We start from the raw sequence: 17,145 nt of genomic DNA, 5'->3' as shown, positions 1-17,145 counted from the left end.
GGTCGGTCGGTGGCGCGGCATGTGATGAACGAAGGTTGAACGCAGCACCTTTTCCGACCGGGACCGACATGTACCGATATCGTCTTCATGCCCTGGTGGCCGCGGCCTATCTGGGAACGTTTCTCGCCTCTCTCGACATCAGCATCGTGAACGTCGCGCTGCCGACCCTGCAGTCGGCGTTGCATGCCGATCTGGCGGGGCTGCAATGGGTCGTCAACGTCTATGCGATCGCGCTGTCGGCCGTGATGCTGTCGGCGGGCCCGCTCGGCGATCGCTACGGACACAAGCGGGTATGGCTCGGCAGCGTGCTGCTGTTCGTGGCCGGATCGATCGCCTGCGCGGCGGCAAGCGGCCTCGACACGCTGCTGTGGGGGCGTGCGATCCAGGGTGTTGCCGGCGCGCTGCTGATCCCGGGCGCGATGCCGATCCTCACGCACGCGTTTCCGGACCCGCGCCGGCGCGCCCGCGCCATCGGCGGATGGTCGGCGTTCAATGCGCTCGCGCTGATTGCGGGGCCGCTGCTCGGCGGGCTGCTGGTCGAGCACGTCGGCTGGGAGTGCGTGTTTCTCGTGAACGTCCCCCTCGGGATCGTCGCGGCCTTGCTCGGCGCGTGGGGGATCCCGGAGCGCAAGCACCCGGACCATGCGGCGTTCGATCCGGCGGGGCAGGCGCTCAGCATGGTGTGGCTGGGCATGCTCAGCTACGGCCTGATCGAGATCGGCGAACACGGCGCGTCGCCCGGCAAGGTGATGGTGCCGCTGAGCATCGCGCTGGCCGGCTTCGTCGCGTTCGTCTGGGTCGAAACGCGGGTGCGCCGCCCGCTGTTTCCGGTGCATCTGTTTCGCGATCGCGCGCTCGCGCTGGCGAACGTGGCGTCGTTCGCGCTCGGCTTCTCGGCGTACGGCAGCCTGTTCTTCCTGTCGCTCTATCTCCAGCAGGCGCGCGGCAGCACGCCGGCGCTTGCCGGATGGCAGCTCATGCCGCAGTTCGTCGTGATGGCCGCGACGTCGCTGTCGTTCGGACGGCTGGCCGCCCGCGTGTCGCTGAAGTGGCTGATGGCGGCGGGCTACGGGCTGGTCGGGATGGCGATGTGCGCGATGGCGTCCTTCACGCCCTGGACGCCCGCCGCCGCGATCGGGATGGTGCTGGCCGTCCTGGGCCTCGGGATGGGGCTCGCGGTGCCCGCGACCGGCATGACGGTCATGGGGCTGGCGCCCGCGGAGTCCTCGGGCATGGCGTCGGCCACGATGAACGCGCTGCGGCAGACCGGCATGACGCTGGGGATCGCGCTGCTGGGCAGCGTGATGAGCGTGCGCGCGGTGCGCGAACTGACCGCGTCGGCGGCGGCGGCGGGCGCGCCCGATCCCGCGGGGCTCGCGCGGCGCGCGGTGCTGGACCACGTGTTGTCCGCGCCGCAGGCGGGGCTCGCCGGGCTCTACCGGTCGGCGATGGCCGGCGGCTTCGGGCTGGCCATGGCGTGCGCGGGCGCGGTGTGCGTGTCGATCGCGTGCGTGTTGCTGTACTTTCCCGTCGCACGGCGGGCAGCGGCGCGTGTGCCGGCGGGCCGGTAACGGCCGGTCGCGGGCGACGGGGCGGCTGCGGGGCCGCCCGCGCCCGGGGGCGCGTCAACGAACGGCGCGGGCGCTCAGGCGCGGCCGGCCGGCTGGCGCGCGCGGCGGCGCGGTGCGGGCGGCGGGCTGTCGTCCGTCACGCCGACCATGCGCAGGCAGACCGCGATGACGTCGCGGGCGAATCCGGCGCGATCGGTCGTCCGGCCCACGATCGCTTCGTCGGTGGCGCCGTGCACGCCCGCATAGATCAGCAGCGCGGTGATGCGCGGCTGCGCGAGCGTCCATGTCTGCGCGTGCGTGCCGCCTTCGAGAATGGCCTGCAACTGGTCGAGGATCGCGTTCTTCTCGGGATTGTTGCGGTCGTGATGATGATGGTTGGTATAGACGATGTCGTGCGTGCGATACGTGTCGACGTAGGCCTCGATGCTGGTGCGGATCCAGGTGCGCAGCTTGTCCAGCCAGTCGTCGTCGGCGCACGCGTCGACGGCAAGCTTCAGACGCGCGAGGAACTGCGCGGTGTAGCGCTGCCCCATGGCTTCCAGCAGCTCGTTCTTGGACGTGAAGTAGTGGTAGAACGTGCCCTTGGCGACCTGGGCCAGCTCGACGATCTCGTTGATCGTCGTGGCCTCGACGCCTTGCTCCAGGAACAGCTTCTCCGCAGCCGCCATCAGTTCGTCCAGGCGGACCTCGGCTGGCTTGGTACGCGGCGTCTTGTGCGGTCCGTGCTGGCGCGGGGGGGTCTTGTTTCTCATCTTGCAGTTCGGAAGCGTGCCTGAAAAAGGTAGCAGTCTAGGTCATGAGCCGGTTCGCGCCCATGGCGTCGCCGTCGCGCCGGTGACGCATTGTGCATGAAAACCCGCGCCGCCGGCCGCCCGCGCGCCGCTGCGGCGCACCCGCCCGGCCTCGCCGGGCCGCTGCCTCAGGCGCGCTGCGCCTGCGCCGGCAGCGAGCGCAGCAGGACGCCGGCGAGCGCGGCCGCCGCGACATTGAACAGCATGCTGCAGGCGAACGCGTTCCGAAGCGGGAGAAACGGCCCGTGGCCCGACAGCGTCCCGAGCGCGACCTGCATGATCGTGCTCACCGCGGTCACGCCGAACGCGGCGCCCACCTGCTGCAACGTGGCGAGCACGCCGGCCGCCATGCCCGCGAACGCGTCGCGCACGTTGGCCATCACGATGTTCAGGAGCGGCGTCATGACCATGCCTTGCGTGAGCCCCAGCGCGAACAGGGCGGGCACGAGCAGGCCCGGGCGCGTGCGGATCGGCGCATGCAGCACCACGATCGTCAACAGGACGAAGCTCGCCGCATACAGCGCCGCGCCGAGAAAGACGAGCCGGGCGCCGTGGCGGCCGATCAGCTTCGGCATCAGCACGGAGGACAGCGAAAAGCCGATGCTGGTGGCGACGTAGGTCATGCCGGCCTGCAGCGGGCTCATGCGCAGGCCGGACTGCAGCAGAATCGAGAACACGAGCGTGAACGAGCCCGCGGTCGCATAGAGGCACATCACCAGCAGCGATCCCTTCAGGAACGGCCGGTCGCGCAGCAGCGCCATGTCCACCAGCGGCGCGCGGCCGCTGCGCGCGTAGCGGCGCTCGTGACGGGCGAAGCAGTACAGGACGAGCCCGCCCGCCAGCAGCAGCGCACTGCTCCGGATCCCCCAGCCCCATGCCGAGATCATCAGCAGCGGGAGCAGCGACACGGAAATCCCGACGCTCGACAGTGCAATGCCGAGCCAGTCCAGCGATTGCGCCGGCCGGACCCGGGCGGCGTTCAGCGGGCCGGACAGGCACAGCGCCGCGACGCCGACCGGGACGTTGACGAAGAAGATGGTGCGCCATTGCAGGTCGAGGAAGTCGATCGAGATCAGCAGGCCGCCCAGTACCTGGCCCGCGACGGCCGCGAGCCCGAGCGCCATGCCGAGGTAGCCGTAGGCCTTGCGTGCTTCCGCGCCGTCGAGATCCGCGCGGATGCTGGCGTAGACCTGCGGAAACAGGAGCGCGGCGGACATGCCCTGCAGGAAGCGGGCAGCGATCAGCATGCCGGCGTCGACCGCCAGCCCGCAGGCGACCGATGCGAGCGTGAACAGCAGCATGCCGATCCGGTACGCGCCGCGGCGCCCCCACAGGTCGCCGAGCCGTCCGCCCGGGATCAGGAAAATGCCGAACGACAACTCGTAGGCCACGATGATCAGCGTGAGCTGGAGGTAGCTCGCATGCAGCGTGCGTTCGATATTGACGATGGCGACGTTCACCACGAAGAGATCGAAGATCGTCATGAAGCCCGCGACCAGCAGGGCGAGCAGATAGCGCCGCCGGTTCTTCATGCGCGCCTCGACGGAGACGGGCGGCGGGTCGGGCGATACGGGCAGGCATTCATCGGGAAGTCGGCAGGCGTGAGCGGTGCGGGCGACGGGTGCGGATTGAATTGACCGTCGGTCGGTCGATTGGATATTATAGGGAATGCGCGCCGGAGTACAGCGCGTGCAAGCCGAGGCCGACGTAAGGCGCGAGCGTCAGGCGCTTGCGCTCGAACCGGTCGCCGAGCGGGGCGATGCAGAACAGGCCGATCGCATCGCCGATCTGCGTTGCGCTGGCGACGAAGCCGACCGCAAGCGTCAGCGCCTGCGCGCCGAAGGCGTGCGCGATCTCGGGCAGCAGCGGCCGGTTGTAGTCGTTGTCGGCGACGGCGCCGCCGGCGCATACGGCCATCCGGAAGACGAGCGTGGGATCGAGCCACGCGACGTGACGCGTGGCCGTCGAGGGGGGAGAGAGGTCATGGGCGTGGGCCGCCGACGCGGCGACGAATGGCCGGCAACCGCCGCATTCTCGCGAGCAACGCGTTCCGGCGAAATGCCGGACGGCGCAAAGCGGCTTTGCGCCATTGCAATGCCGATCCGGGCTACATTCCCTGATCGGCGATCGCGGGCCGCGACGGGAGACGTCCGTCGGCCGGCATCGGTCGACCCGCGGCGTGGCGCGCGGGCAGGCTTCGAACGGCGGACGGGGCATCGACCGTCCCGTGCAGGAATACACGACGTACCTTCCGGGGACAACGCGAGTTCAGGATGAACCATTCAATTGACGACAACGCCGAAGGCCGTACCGTGAACCCGGTGACGCGCCACTACGACGGCCTGCTGGCCGCCCATTATTCGTGGATGCAGGGGGCGACCCTGGCCGACAAGGCGGCCGAGCAGGCGGCGCTGCTGGCGGCGCTGGGCCTGGGCGCGGAACCGGCGGGCATCGCCGTCGACCTGGGGTGCGGGCCGGGATATCAGTCGGTCGCGCTCCTGACGCTCGGCTACGAGCGCGTGATCGCCGTCGACACCAGCCGGGATCTGCTCGCGGAACTGGCCGCGGCCGCGCCGGGCGATCGCGTCGAACCCGTCCTGTCCGATCTGCGCGACCTGCCCGCGCTGGTCGAGCGCGGCTCGGCCGGTGCGATCGTCTGCATGGGCGATACGCTGACGCATCTGGAGCGGCACGAGGATGTCCTGGCGCTGTACCGCGACGCCTACGATGCGCTGAAGCCGGGCGGGCGCCTGGTCCTGACGTTTCGCGACCTCTCGCGGGAGCTGGCGGGGCTGGAGCGTTTCATACCCGTTCGGGCCGACGACACGCGCATCATGACGTGCGTGCTCGACTACGAACCCGACGGCGTCGTGGTCACCGACCTGATCCATGTCCGCGAAGACGCGGGCTGGGTGCTTCACAAGAGCAGCTACCGGAAGCTGCGCCTGTCGCCCGCGACTCAGGTCGCCGCGTTGCAGCGGATCGGCTTCGTCGTGGATCACGACAGGGCCGCCGGCCGCATGTACGCCATTTCGGCGCGGAAGTAGCCGGCCGCGGCGCGGCCCGCGACGGTGGGCCGCGCAGGAAAGATGCGATAGGCTCCGGAGAGTCCCGTTCCCTTTCAAGGTTGGCTATCGTGTCGCACCCGAACATCCTGCTGATCGGCGCCTCCGGCCTGCTGGGCCGCGCGGTTGCCGCGTCCCTGGCCCGCGAGGCGTCGCTGACCCTCGTCGCGACCGTCCGGAACCCGCAAGGCGCGGGCGCACGGCGTCTTGCGTTGCCGCCGGACAACCTCGCCGTACTCGACGTCCTCGACCAGCCGGCCCTCGAGCAGCTGTTCGCCACCCGCCGCCCGGCCGCCGTGATCGTCTGCGCGGCCGAACGCCGCCCGGACGTTTGCGAGCGCGACCCCGCCGGCGCCCGCGCGATCAACGTCGTCGCGCCCGCGCGCATCGCTGCGCTTGCCGCGCGCCACGGTGCGTGGACGCTCGGCATCTCCACCGACTACGTCTTCGACGGCAAGGCGGCGCCGTACCGGGAGGACGCCGCGCCGAATCCGCTGAACATCTACGGCCGCACCAAGCTGGAAGGCGAGGCGGCGCTGCTCGCCGCGTCGCCGCTGTCGTGCGTGCTGCGCCTGCCATTGCTGTACGGCCCGGTCGTCGACTGGAGCGAATCGGCCGTCACGAGCCTCGTCCCGGCGATCGCCGCTTCCGCGCGCCCGGGCGCCGACCCGGTCGGCATGGACGCATGGGCGATCCGCTACCCGACCTACACGCCGGACGTCGCGCAGGTGATCCGCGACCTGACGCTGCGGCATCTCGCGGGGGCGTCCGTTACCGGCATCCGGCACTGGTCCGGCGAGGAGCCGATGACGAAATACGACATCGCGCGGCGGATCGCGGCCGCGCTCGGCATCGCGGCGTCGCTCACGCCGATCGACACGCCGGCCGATGCGACGCCGCGTCCGTACGATTGCCATCTGGACGCATCGCGCGTGCGGGCGGCCGGGATCGATTACGCGACGCCGTTCGATACCGCGCTGCGCATCGTGCTGCGCGACGCGCCGCAGGTGCGGTAGGATCGGGCGCCCCGCGCGGCCCGTCCCGCACGAACCGCGTCCGTCCATGCCGGCCGCCGCGCCGCGGCGGCGGTTCGCGCGCGCCTTACCGCACTTCATCGCCCACCCAGGAGCCCAGCCATGCAACTGAAATGGCTCGAAGACTTCGTCGAACTCGCGCGCACGCGCAGCTTCACGCGCGCGGCGGAGAACCGCTTCGTCACGCATCCGGCGTTCGGCCGCCGCATCCGTTCGCTCGAGGAGTGGGTCGGCACGCGGCTGATCGCGCGCACCAAGCCGCTTGAGCTGACCGCGGCCGGCACCGTGTTCCTCGATGCCGCGTCGAACGCGCTCGACATCCTGCACGGCGCGCGCACCCAGCTTCAGGAAGCGGCGCCGGTGCTGGAGAACAACCTCCGGATCGCGACCGGCCGCACGCTGTCGGCCACGTTCTTCCCCGACTGGTATGACGAGACGGTCGCCCGCGCGGGCTTCTTCACGGCAACCGTGTCGACCGGCAGCGCGGAGGAGGCGATCCTGCAGCTCACCGCCGGCGACGCCGACATGCTGATCGTCTATTCGAGCCCGCACACGCGGCTGCTGATCGATCGCGACCGCTTCGACTGGCTGTCCGTCGCGCGCGAGGTGCTGGTGCCGGTCAGCGCGTTCGATGCGCGCGGCAGCGTGCGCTACCGGCTGCCGGCCGGGCAGGCGCCGGTGCCGTGGCTCGCATTCGCGCGCACGCTGACGCTGCGCGCGGTGCTGGCGCGCCATCTTGCCGAAATGCCGAACCGTCCGACGCTGCGGCCCGTGTACCAGGCCGACTCGTACGAGGCGATCCTGGCGATGGCGCGTCGCGGGCTCGGCCTCGCGTGGCTGCCGCAGCGGCTCGTCGCCGACGACGTGCGGCGGGGCGAGCTTGCGATCGTCGGCGGCGCCGACTGGCAGATCGGCTTCGACATCGCGCTGTACCGCCGCCGGAACGACCCGCACCCGGTGCTGGACGCGATCTGGCGCAACGCGCCGTCGCGCGACGGCGAGGACGGCTGACCCGGCCGGGCGGCGCATGTGGCGCCCGCGCGCCGATCGGCACGATTGCGTGCCGAAACGGCACGAACGCCCGCCCCGCGTTGCCTACACTCCGCGCTTGACTGGCCCGAACGGCCGCCGGCCACGCCGCGCGCCGTCTTTCAAAATCCTGACGGCCAGCATCACCGGAGGAGCACAAGGGATGACCCGCAATACGCACGCCGCGACGCCGGCGCCGCACAATCCGTGGCGCGAGATCTGCGCCGCGAGCATCGGCAACGCGCTGGAGTTCTACGATCTGCTGATCTACGGCTATTTCGCGATCCAGATCGGCCAGCTGTTTTTCCCCACGCACGACGCGGCGACCTCGCTGCTGCTGTCGGTCGGCACGTTCGGCATCTCGTTCGTGACGCGCCCGCTCGGCTCGATCGTGCTCGGCAGCTATGCGGACCGCGCGGGCCGCAAGGCGTCGCTGACGATGTCGATCGGGCTGATGATGCTCGGCACCGCGATGATCGCGTTCGCGCCGACCTATGCGCAGATCGGCCTCGCGTCGCCGCTCCTGATCATCGTCGCGCGCATGCTGCAGGGCTTCTCGACCGGCGGCGAATTCGGCGCGGCGACCGCGTTCATGGTCGAGCAGGCCGATGCGAAGCGCCGCGGCTTCTTCGCGAGCTGGCAGATGTCGACGCAGGGGCTCGCGACGGTGCTCGCGGCCGGCGTGTCCGCGCTGCTGAGCCTGCTGCTGACGACCGACCAGCTGCATGCGTGGGGCTGGCGCGTCGCATTCTCGGTCGGGCTGCTGATCGGCCCGGTCGGGCTCTACATTCGCCGCAACATCGACGAACCGGCCGATTTCCGCCGGCTCGGCGAGCAGGGCCGCGCGAAATCGCCGCTGCGCGACGTGTTCGCCCGCGATCGCGCGAACCTGCTGCTCGGCGCGGGCGTCGTCGCGACGGCCACCGCCTTCAACTACGTGCACAAGCTGTACATGCCGACCTACGCGGTCAAGCAGCTGCATATCCCGGCCACGTCGTCGTATCTCGGCGCGGTCGTCACGGGCGCGATGCTGATGGTCGCGGCGCCCGTCGTCGGGCACCTGTCGGATCGCTTCGGCCGCATCCGCGTGATGCTGATCGCGCTGATCCTGGTGGGCGTGACGACCTGGCCGCTGTTCGTCCTGCTGAACCGTTACCCGACGGTCGGGACGCTGCTTGCGGTGCAGGCGCTGGTCGGCCTGCTGATCGCGGTGAGCCTCGCGCCGCTGCCGGCGCTGCTCGCCGACATCTTCCCGACGAGCACGCGCGGCACCGGCCTCGCGCTGTCGTACAACTTCTCGGTGACGCTGTTCGGCGGCTTCGCGCCGCTGATCGTGACCTGGCTGATCGACGCGACGCACAACAAGCTCGCGCCGAGTTTCTACGTGATGGCGACGGCCGTGCTGGGCATCACGTCGGTGATCTCGCTCGGCCGCCGGATGCGCGGCGCGGCCGCCGACGCCACGCCGTCGACACGGGCAACCCGCGCGTGACGCGCCGGCCCCGCACCCGATTGTCGCGCGACCGGCGTTGTCCGGTTGCGCGTTTCCCGAACCCTGCTGAGCGATTCCGACATGACCACGCTTGAAGCCATCCGCGCCGCATTGCCGGCCTACCCGATCGAAGTGGCCTTCCCCGACATCGCGCGCTGGCGCGCGGGCAATACCGGCGTCGATTATCTGCACTCGTTCGACAGCGGCCGGCCCGGCAAGCACGTGATGATCCTCGCGCTGACGCACGGCAACGAAGTCAGCGGCGCGATCGCCGTGGACACGCTGCTGGCCGCCGGCCTGCGCCCGGTCGCGGGCCGCCTGTCGCTCGGGTTCGGCAACGTCGGCGCGTACGAGCATTTCAGCGCGGCGAACGCCGATGCGACGCGCTATCTCGACGAGGACATGAATCGCGTGTGGACGCCGGCCGCGCTCGACGGCGCGCGCGACAGCCGCGAGCTTGCGCGGGCGCGCGCGATGCGTCCGCTGCTCGATACGGTCGACCTGCTGCTCGACATCCATTCGATGCACGAGGCGTCCGCCCCGCTGATGATGACGGGGCCGCACGAGAAGGCGATCGCGCTGGCCGCCGCGATCGGCACGCCGGAGCACGTGATCATCGATCGCGGCCATGCAAACGGCACGCGGCTGCGCGACTACGGCGGCTTCGGCGATCCGGCGAGCGCGAAGAACGCGCTGCTGATCGAGACGGGCCAGCACTTCGCCGCGAGCGCGCGCGACGTCGCGCTCGACAGCGCCGCGCGCTTCCTGCTGCATGCCGGTGTCGTCGCGCGCGACGACGTCGCGGCCTTCCTCACGCAACCCGCGCCGGTGCGGCAGAAGTTCGTCGAGATCACGCAGCCGGTCGTCGCGCGGTCGATGGATTTCCGGTTCGCGCAACCGTTCACGGGGCTGGAGGTGATCGGGCAGGCCGGCACCGAGATCGCGCGCGACGGCGACGACACGATCGTCACGCCGTACGACAACTGCGTGATCGTGCAACCGTCGATGCGCCATCTCGGCGTGAACGTCACGATGATGCGGCTGGGGCGGCTGCTGGATCGCTGAACGCGGCGGGCGTCGCGCCGCCCGCCCGCTGGCCCGGGTCTCCTGTTGCCCGGGCGCGGCGATCGCGGGCCGCGCGCGTTGCCCGTCCCGGTTCGGAAAGGCGCTACACTGCGCGGGTTCCCGAGTGCATCGGGAGTGTCGGGACACCGGATCCCCGTGCCGGGGCGGCGCCGTTCGACCGCCCGTGCGCCGCACGGCAGGGGCCCGCATCCCGACTCATTCGAACAAGATCACGAGAGAAAGAGAGGGCCCATGCTGACACGTCTTCGTATCGGACTCGATCGCGCGCGCGACCTGCGCGACGCAGGGCGACCGTCCCCCGTCCGGCCGCGTCCGCAGGCGAGCGATCTGGTCGACCTGGACGCGAAGCGCGCGGTATGGCGCGTCGCCGTTCCGGGCCAGGCCGACTGCTACCTGGCGGCGGCGCCCGTCGAAACGGAACGTTACGTCGTGCACCTCGACGCGGAAACGTTCTACGGCCTGTGGCTCGGCACGAGCCCGCGCTTCCCGCAACTGAATTCGCAGGACTGCGTGCCGCGCCGCGCGATGCCGCTCGACGGCAAGTACGCGTCGGCCGCCGCCGCGTTCCGGGCCGGCCGCCAGGAACCCGTGACGCTGCCGCCGGTCGGCTACTGGCTCGAGGGCAGCGGGTACGCCGTCGCGATGAGCGACGGGATGACGCGCACCTACTGGCTGCTCGCCAATCGCGTGCGATCGTTTCCGGTGAGCGTCGACAACGCGACCTGGGCCACGATGCTGAACAACATGGCCGGCGTCGGCGTCGCGCCGATCGCGTACCGCGAACTGTTTTCCCGGCGCGGGCAGGCCGTGCCGCGCGACCCGGCCGCGCCGGGTCGCGCGCCGGTTTGACACGCCGCGCGTCCGGCCAGTAAAGTCGCAGCGCGGGCCGGTGGGTCAAGCACACGCCCGGAACAGGCAGCCGATGTTCCAGGACTACGGGGCTACCCCGTGGATGAGATCGACACCCCGATGCATCGCAAGGGGCCCCGTTGCGCGTCGCGCAACGTCACCCCTCGCAGTACCGGTCACGTTGGCTCATCGTCCCGCCCATTCCTTTCCATGTACGCCACCCTGCGCGACACCACCCGCACGATTGCCGAAGCGATGCTGGCGGGCGCCCCCGAGCGCGCCGGCATCCTGTCGCGGATGGCGGCGGTGCTCGGCGCCGCGCCGCCGTGGGCCCATGAATTCGCGGATGCGGCGCTCGTGCGCTTCGGCGCGCAGTGGGCCGACGTCGAGATCGATGCGCTCGCGGCGGACCTGGCCGAGGCGCCGGCATTCGTGCTGGCGTGGTACGGCCACGATCGGCCCGCCGCGATCCGCATCGTGCGGCGGCCGCCGGTCCAGCGGCCATTGCCGGCGCCGCTCGCCGGCTGCGACGTGCCGCACTGGGCGACGCCCGGCGATCTTGCCGGCTGGCTCGGGGTGAGCGTGCCGGAACTCGACTGGCTGTCCGACCACTGGCGCGTCGACGCGCGCGGCGCCGCCGCGCCGCTGCATCACTACACGTACGTGGCGCACGACAAGCGCAGCGGCGGGTGCCGCCTGGTCGAGATCCCGAAGGGGCGGCTGCGCGAAGCGCAGCGTCGCGTCCTGCACGGCCTGCTCGATCGCATCGCGCCGCACGATGCGGCGCATGGTTTCCGCAGGGGGCGCGGGATCGTGTCGTTCGCGGCGCCGCACGCGGATCGCGATGTCGTCGTCCGCTTCGATCTCGCGGATTTCTTCGTATCGGTACGCGCCGCGCGCATTCACGCGCTGTTCGTCACGCTCGGGTATCCGGCCGAAGTCGCGCGCACGCTCACCGGGCTGTGTACCAATCGCGTGCCGTCCGCGCGTCTGCTCGCGCCCGACCTGCGCGACCGGTTCGACTGGATCGGCCGCCAGCGCTATCGCGAACGGCATCTGCCGCAGGGGGCGCCGACCTCGCCGGCGTTGGCGAACCTGAGCGCCTTCCGCTTCGACATGCGGCTCGCCGCGCTCGCGCGTTCGCTCGACGCCACCTACACGCGCTATGCCGACGATCTCGCCTTCTCGGGCGGCGGCGCGCTGGCGCGCGAGGTCGAGCGTCTGCAGGTCAGGGTGGCCGCGATCGCGCTCGAGGAAGGTTTCGCGCTGCAGTTGCGCAAGACCCGCGTGATGCGGCGCGGCGTGCGCCAGCAACTGGCCGGCGTGGTCGTCAACCGTCATCCGAACCTGGCCCGCGACGAGTTCGACCGCCTGAAGGCCATCCTGACCAACTGCATCCGGAGCGGCCCGGCGTCGCAGAACCGCGACGCGCATCCGGACTTCCGCGCGCATCTCGCCGGCCGCGTCGCGCAAGCCGCCGCGCTGAACGCGGCGCGTGGCGCAAAGCTGCGTGCGCTGTTCGACCGGATCGCGTGGCATGCCCGCGATTTCGACCGGTAGGCGGGCGGGCCCGCCGCGCCGCCGGCCGGCCCCTTTTTTCGGCATGACGCCCGGCACTGCTATCATTCGCGCCGTGCCGCACCAGTGCCATGGTGCGGCGCCGGCTTGCCGCAGCCGCCCGCCGTCCCTATGAGCGAGGCGAATTGCGCATTGCCGGCCAGGCGCAGCCGGTCATCGAGTGACGCGCGACGTCGTATCGTGCGCGTCGCGCAAGCCATGCCGGCCCGAACCAACGAATCATGGATCTGACAGCGCCGAGTGGCGGAACTTCATGGTAGGTTCCGCCATCGGAGGTTTTTTGCGGAAACATGCCCAAAGAGGATGAATACATGACCCAGGCCCTGCGGGAACTCGAAGCACAACTTCGGGACCTGAACATCAAGCTGTCTGATGCGAAGCAGAAGGAGAAGCAGGCCGCGCTCGCGGCATTCAAGGAACAGGTCGAGCTTCTGGGAATCACGCAGCAGGAAGTGCTGAGCGCACTCGGCTATATCGTCCAGCGCAAGCGCAAGGCGCCCGCCAAGTATTACGACCCGACGACCGGCCGCTCGTGGTCGGGTCGCGGCCCGCGGCCGAAATGGCTCGACGGCAAGGATCTCGACACGCTCGTCGTCGACCGCGAGGCCAAGACCTGGTGGCCCGGCGACGATCAGGGCTGAAGCCGGCCGGGTCGTCTGACCGCCCGGCGCCGTCCGGTTCGCGCACGCGGGCCGGACAGCCGTCTTTCATCCGGTGTCCGGCCTGAGCGCGACATCGCCGGCTTTGCCCCGCCGACACCGGCTCGCCGTTTCCCCCGCTCGTTGTTCCCGGATTCCCGCGTCGCGTTCCGCAAGGGGAGCGACGCGCGCGCGGCGCGCCGCCGCCGCCGGCAGGTCCGCCCGCCCTTCGTCGGCGGGCGCAGGCCGTAGAATGTCGCCGGACCTTCGTGGCAGGACACCATGGCAGCAAACATGAAATCTTCGACGCTCGGCGGCCCGTCGGCCCCGCGCGTGGAACAGGTCGGCGCGTACGCGTGGAAAGCGCTGGCCGGATCGGCGATCGGCTATGCGATGGACGGCTTCGACCTGCTGATCCTCGGCTTCATGCTGCCGGCGATCACGGCGGCGCTGCAACTGACGCCCGGGCAGGGCGGCGCGCTGGTCACCTGGACGCTGATCGGCGCCGTCGCGGGCGGCATCCTGTTCGGCGCGCTGGCCGATCGTTACGGGCGCGTGCGCGTGCTGACCTGGACGATCCTGCTGTTCGCGATCTTCACCGGGCTGTGCGCGTTCGCGCGCGGCTTCTGGGATCTGCTCGCCTATCGCACCATCGCGGGCGTCGGCCTGGGCGGCGAATTCGGGATCGGCATGGCGCTCGCGGCGGAAGCATGGCCGGCGAGCAAGCGCGCACGCGTGTCGTGCTACGTCGCGCTCGGCTGGCAGGCCGGCGTGCTGCTGGCCGCGCTGCTGACGCCGTTCCTGCTGCTCCACGTCGGCTGGCGCGGCATGTTCGTGGTCGGCGTGCTGCCCGCGCTGCTCGCGTGGGGCATGCGCAACAGGCTGCACGAGCCGGAAGCGTTCGTGCAGCGCGCGACGCGGCCGGAGGCGAACGCGTTTCGCCTGCTCGTCGCGGACGGCCGCACCGCGCGCATGAGCATCGGCATCGTGATCCTGTGTTCGGTCCAGAACTTCGGCTACTACGGGATCATGATCTGGCTGCCGACCTTCCTGTCGAAACAGATGGGCTTCTCGCTGACGAAGTCGGGGCTGTGGACGGCGGCGACGGTCGTCGGGATGATGATCGGCGTCTGGGTGTTCGGGCAACTGGCGGACCGCATCGGGCGCAAGCCGACGTTCCTGCTGTACCAGCTCGGCTCGGTCGCGACGGTCATCGCGTATGCGCGGCTGTCGGACCCGACGGCGATGCTGTGGGCCGGCGCGTTGATGGGCATGTTCGTCAACGGGATGGTCGGCGGCTACGGCACGCTGATGTCCGAAGGCTATCCGACGGCCGCGCGGGCGACCGCGCAGAACGTGCTGTGGAATATCGGCCGCGCGGTCGGCGGCTTCGGCCCGGTCGCGGTCGGCGCGCTCGCCGCGCACTACTCGTTCCAGACGGCCATTGCGCTGCTGGCCGGCCTCTACGTGCTCGACATGGTCGCGACGCTGTTCCTGATCCCGGAACTCAAGGGCGTCGAGCTCGAATGAGCGCGGCGAGCGCGCGCAACCCACGACTTCACTGGAAGCCACGATGCAGCAGAAGAACAGGACGATCGGCGTGATGGGTTCGGGGAAGGAGCCGTGGCTCGCGTATTCCGGGCCGCTCGGCGCCTGGCTCGCGCAGGCCGGGTTCAACCTGCTGACGGGCGGCGGCCAGGGCGTGATGCTGGCGGTCGCGCGCGCGTTCGCCGGCGTGCCCGGGCGGGCCGGCCGCTCGATCGGCATCCTGCCGACGCGGGGCGATCCGCTCGCGGGCTTCGTGCCGCTCGACGGTTATCCGCATCCGTTCGTCGACATCCCGATCCTCACGCCGCTGCCGCGCCGCGAGCCGGACGCGGATCCGCACACGATCAACCGCAATTACGTGAACGTGCTCAGCAGCGACCTGATCGTTGCGCTGCCGGGCGGGCCGGGCACCGCCGAGGAGATTTCGCTCGCGCGGCGCTGGGGCAAGCCGCTCGTCTGCTTCGGGCCGGACGGTGCGTTTCGCGAGCTTGCAGCGGGCGCCGTGTGCACGTCGTCGCTCGACGACGTGATCCGGTTCGTGACGGACGCGTTCGCACAAGCGCCGCGATAGTTCGCGCGGACGATACGGCCGGCGCCGTCGCGAGGCGGGTGTGCGTGCCGTCGTCGGCGTCGTGGCGCGTACTCCTGCACGTTCCGCGGCAGCCGCGCCGCCAGCGCGGACCGGCCGCCGGCGGCACGTGTCAGCTGCGCCGCGCCCCGTTCAGCGCCCCGTCTTCAACTGCGCCCACAGCCGGTTCTGCAAGCGACGGATCTCGGGCGGCATCGGCTTGAGCAGCGTCATCCTGCTCAGCACCTCGTCAGACGGATACACCGACGGGTCGCGCGCGATCGCGGGTTTCACGTACTGGCGCGCGGCCTTGTTCGCGGTCGGATAGAACACCGCGTTGGTGATGCCCGCGTTGACCTTCGGGTCCTGCAGGTAGTTGATCCACTTCAGCGCGGCGTCGCGGTTCGGCGCGTCCTTCGGGATCACCATCATGTCGAACCACAGCAGGCCGCCTTCCTTCGGATTCGCGAAGCGGATCTCGTACGGGCGTTTCGCCTCGGCGGCGCGGCGGTGCGCGATGCCGACGTCGCCCGAATAGCCGAACGACACGCACAGGTCGTTGTTCGCGAGATCGTTGATGTAGCCCGACGAATTGAACTGCGTGATGTACGGGCGCACCTTCTTCAGGACCTCGTAAGCGGCGCGGTAGTCGGCCGGGTTCGTGCTGTTCGGGTCCTTGCCCATGTACTGCAGCGTCGCGGCGAACACGTCGACGGCCTGGTCGAGGAACGACACGCCGCAGCCCTTCAGCTTCGCCATGTTGGCGGGATCGAACACCAGCGCCCAGCTGTCGACCGGCGCCTGGTCGCCGAGCGCCTTCTTCACGGCCTGCACGTTGTAGCCGATGCCGTCGGTGCCGTACGCCCAGGGCACGCCGTAGCGGTTGTCCGGATCGGCGTCGGCGACCCGCTTCATCAGCAGCGGATCGAGATTCGACAGGTTCGGCAGCTTCGACTTGTCGAGCGGCTGGTAGACGTTCGCCTGGATCTGCTTGGCCATGTAGTTCGACGTCGGCACGACGATGTCGTAGCCGGAATTCCCCGACAGCAGTTTCGCCTGCAGCGTGTCGTCGCTGTCGTAGTTGTCGTAGCGGACGTGCAGGCCCGTCTGCTTCTGGAAGTTCGGGATCGTGTCCGGCGCGATGTAGTCGGACCAGTTGTAGATGTTCAGTTCGCCGGCCGCCCGGGCGGACGTGCCGGCGGCCGCGGCCGTCAGCAGGGCGGCGGTTGCAAGGGTGCGGCGAAACGTTCGGATACGCATGACGGAGTCTTCCATATCGGTGCGCGTCGATCCGCGATGCGCGGGTCGGAGCGCGACGGTTCATCGGGAAACACGCGTGCGCGACCGGCGCCCGTAGCGGGCGCGGGTGTGCACGACGATCAGGAGTCCGTTCGATCCCGGGCCGGCTCATACGGCAACGAAGCGCGAGCGGGCGCTGTCGCCGGTCGGGCGACACGATCGGCGGGTCGAACGGATGGACGGACCGACGGCGCGGCGCTAAGGCAGCAGCGAGGCGACGTCGTCGGTGCGGATCGCGACGGATGCGCGCGCGGCAACCGCGTTGTGGCGGCGAACGGAACGGCGGGACAGGATGGTGTAGACCGACAGATGCAGGCGAGGACTTTGCCAGCCGTCATGGTCGACGGTGGACGAGGCCGCGGCGCGCGGATGTCGCGCATCGCCTCGTCTCCACCGCACCAGCGGGCCACGGATTCTCACGATTACTCTCGACCGGGTTGTTGAAAGTATTGAACACCTGACGTCGTGCCGGCGACTGCGCGCTTCGCGTTTCGATCCTCGCGCTCCTTGCACCGGCCGCGTCGCGGCATCGGTTCGGCGGTGCGAATTGAAAGCATGGCGCGAGGCGGGATCGTTGCGGCATGACGCTTTCGTGAA

Annotated in this window: 16 protein-coding genes; 11 read left to right on the top strand and 5 right to left on the bottom strand. The window is 70.3% G+C overall.

Annotated features, from left to right (window positions below):
- The first annotated feature begins 68 nt into the window (after nt 1–68).
- Nucleotides 69–1,571, top strand: coding sequence for a DHA2 family efflux MFS transporter permease subunit (locus tag GQ57_RS07690; protein ID WP_034197545.1), 1,503 nt, complete (start codon nt 69–71; stop codon nt 1,569–1,571).
- 74 nt (nt 1,572–1,645) lie between these two features.
- Here the strand turns inward: GQ57_RS07690 and GQ57_RS07685 are convergent, their stop codons facing one another.
- The 3 genes from GQ57_RS07685 to GQ57_RS41435 all read right to left on the bottom strand — a co-directional run bounded on the left by GQ57_RS07685 (nt 1,646) and on the right by GQ57_RS41435 (nt 4,579).
- A complete protein-coding gene (locus tag GQ57_RS07685) occupies nt 1,646–2,323 on the bottom strand; it encodes a TetR/AcrR family transcriptional regulator (RefSeq protein WP_052001156.1) in 678 nt (225 codons plus the stop codon).
- Nucleotides 2,324–2,490: 167 nt separating this feature from the next.
- Nucleotides 2,491–3,894: an MFS transporter gene (locus tag GQ57_RS07680; protein WP_034197543.1), complete on the bottom strand. Its 1,404-nt coding sequence runs from the start codon at nt 3,892–3,894 to the stop codon at nt 2,491–2,493.
- Nucleotides 3,895–4,021: 127 nt separating this feature from the next.
- Nucleotides 4,022–4,579 (bottom strand): hypothetical protein, encoded by a 558-nt coding sequence (locus tag GQ57_RS41435; RefSeq protein ID WP_152601684.1) that lies wholly within the window; start codon nt 4,577–4,579, stop codon nt 4,022–4,024.
- Between the two features lie 56 nt (nt 4,580–4,635).
- Between GQ57_RS41435 and GQ57_RS07670 the strand changes: the two genes are divergently transcribed.
- The 10 genes from GQ57_RS07670 to GQ57_RS07625 all read left to right on the top strand — a co-directional run bounded on the left by GQ57_RS07670 (nt 4,636) and on the right by GQ57_RS07625 (nt 15,252).
- Nucleotides 4,636–5,409, top strand: coding sequence for a class I SAM-dependent methyltransferase (locus GQ57_RS07670; protein WP_052001152.1), 774 nt, complete (start codon nt 4,636–4,638; stop codon nt 5,407–5,409).
- Between the two features lie 89 nt (nt 5,410–5,498).
- Nucleotides 5,499–6,443, top strand: coding sequence for a dTDP-4-dehydrorhamnose reductase family protein (locus GQ57_RS07665; RefSeq protein ID WP_034197542.1), 945 nt, complete (start codon nt 5,499–5,501; stop codon nt 6,441–6,443).
- 120 nt (nt 6,444–6,563) lie between these two features.
- Nucleotides 6,564–7,472, top strand: coding sequence for a LysR family transcriptional regulator (locus GQ57_RS07660; protein WP_031398111.1), 909 nt, complete (start codon nt 6,564–6,566; stop codon nt 7,470–7,472).
- Between the two features lie 181 nt (nt 7,473–7,653).
- Nucleotides 7,654–8,982, top strand: coding sequence for an MFS transporter (locus GQ57_RS07655; protein WP_031398112.1), 1,329 nt, complete (start codon nt 7,654–7,656; stop codon nt 8,980–8,982).
- An 81-nt stretch (nt 8,983–9,063) separates the two neighbouring features.
- Nucleotides 9,064–10,047, top strand: a complete 984-nt coding sequence (locus tag GQ57_RS07650) for a succinylglutamate desuccinylase/aspartoacylase domain-containing protein (protein WP_034197541.1) — start codon at nt 9,064–9,066, stop codon at nt 10,045–10,047.
- Nucleotides 10,048–10,299: 252 nt separating this feature from the next.
- On the top strand, nt 10,300–10,917 hold the full coding sequence (locus GQ57_RS07645) for a plasmid fertility inhibition factor family protein (RefSeq protein ID WP_052001150.1): 618 nt from the start codon (nt 10,300–10,302) through the stop codon (nt 10,915–10,917).
- A 210-nt stretch (nt 10,918–11,127) separates the two neighbouring features.
- Nucleotides 11,128–12,477, top strand: a complete 1,350-nt coding sequence (locus tag GQ57_RS07640) for a reverse transcriptase family protein (RefSeq protein WP_034197540.1) — start codon at nt 11,128–11,130, stop codon at nt 12,475–12,477.
- A 329-nt stretch (nt 12,478–12,806) separates the two neighbouring features.
- Entirely contained in the window at nt 12,807–13,136 is a 330-nt protein-coding gene (locus GQ57_RS07635; RefSeq protein WP_031398116.1) for an H-NS histone family protein, read from the top strand.
- A gap of 279 nt (nt 13,137–13,415) precedes the next feature.
- A complete protein-coding gene (locus tag GQ57_RS07630) occupies nt 13,416–14,663 on the top strand; it encodes an MFS transporter (RefSeq protein WP_031398117.1) in 1,248 nt (415 codons plus the stop codon).
- Between the two features lie 43 nt (nt 14,664–14,706).
- Nucleotides 14,707–15,252: a DNA-binding protein gene (locus GQ57_RS07625; RefSeq protein ID WP_034197539.1), complete on the top strand. Its 546-nt coding sequence runs from the start codon at nt 14,707–14,709 to the stop codon at nt 15,250–15,252.
- Nucleotides 15,253–15,402: 150 nt separating this feature from the next.
- On the opposite strand, the gene GQ57_RS07620 is transcribed toward GQ57_RS07625, so the two are convergent.
- Both GQ57_RS07620 and GQ57_RS39035 read right to left on the bottom strand, forming a co-directional pair.
- Entirely contained in the window at nt 15,403–16,509 is a 1,107-nt protein-coding gene (locus tag GQ57_RS07620) for a polyamine ABC transporter substrate-binding protein (RefSeq protein WP_031398119.1), read from the bottom strand.
- 237 nt (nt 16,510–16,746) lie between these two features.
- A complete protein-coding gene (locus GQ57_RS39035; protein WP_081896613.1) occupies nt 16,747–16,968 on the bottom strand; it encodes a hypothetical protein in 222 nt (73 codons plus the stop codon).
- Between the last annotated feature and the right edge of the window lie 177 nt (nt 16,969–17,145).

The organism is Burkholderia sp. MSh2, from assembly GCF_000731655.1.
GTDB lineage: Bacteria > Pseudomonadota > Gammaproteobacteria > Burkholderiales > Burkholderiaceae > Burkholderia > Burkholderia paludis.
The sequence above is the reverse complement of the archived record's forward strand: the minus strand, read 5'-3'. Positions and strand labels throughout refer to the sequence as shown.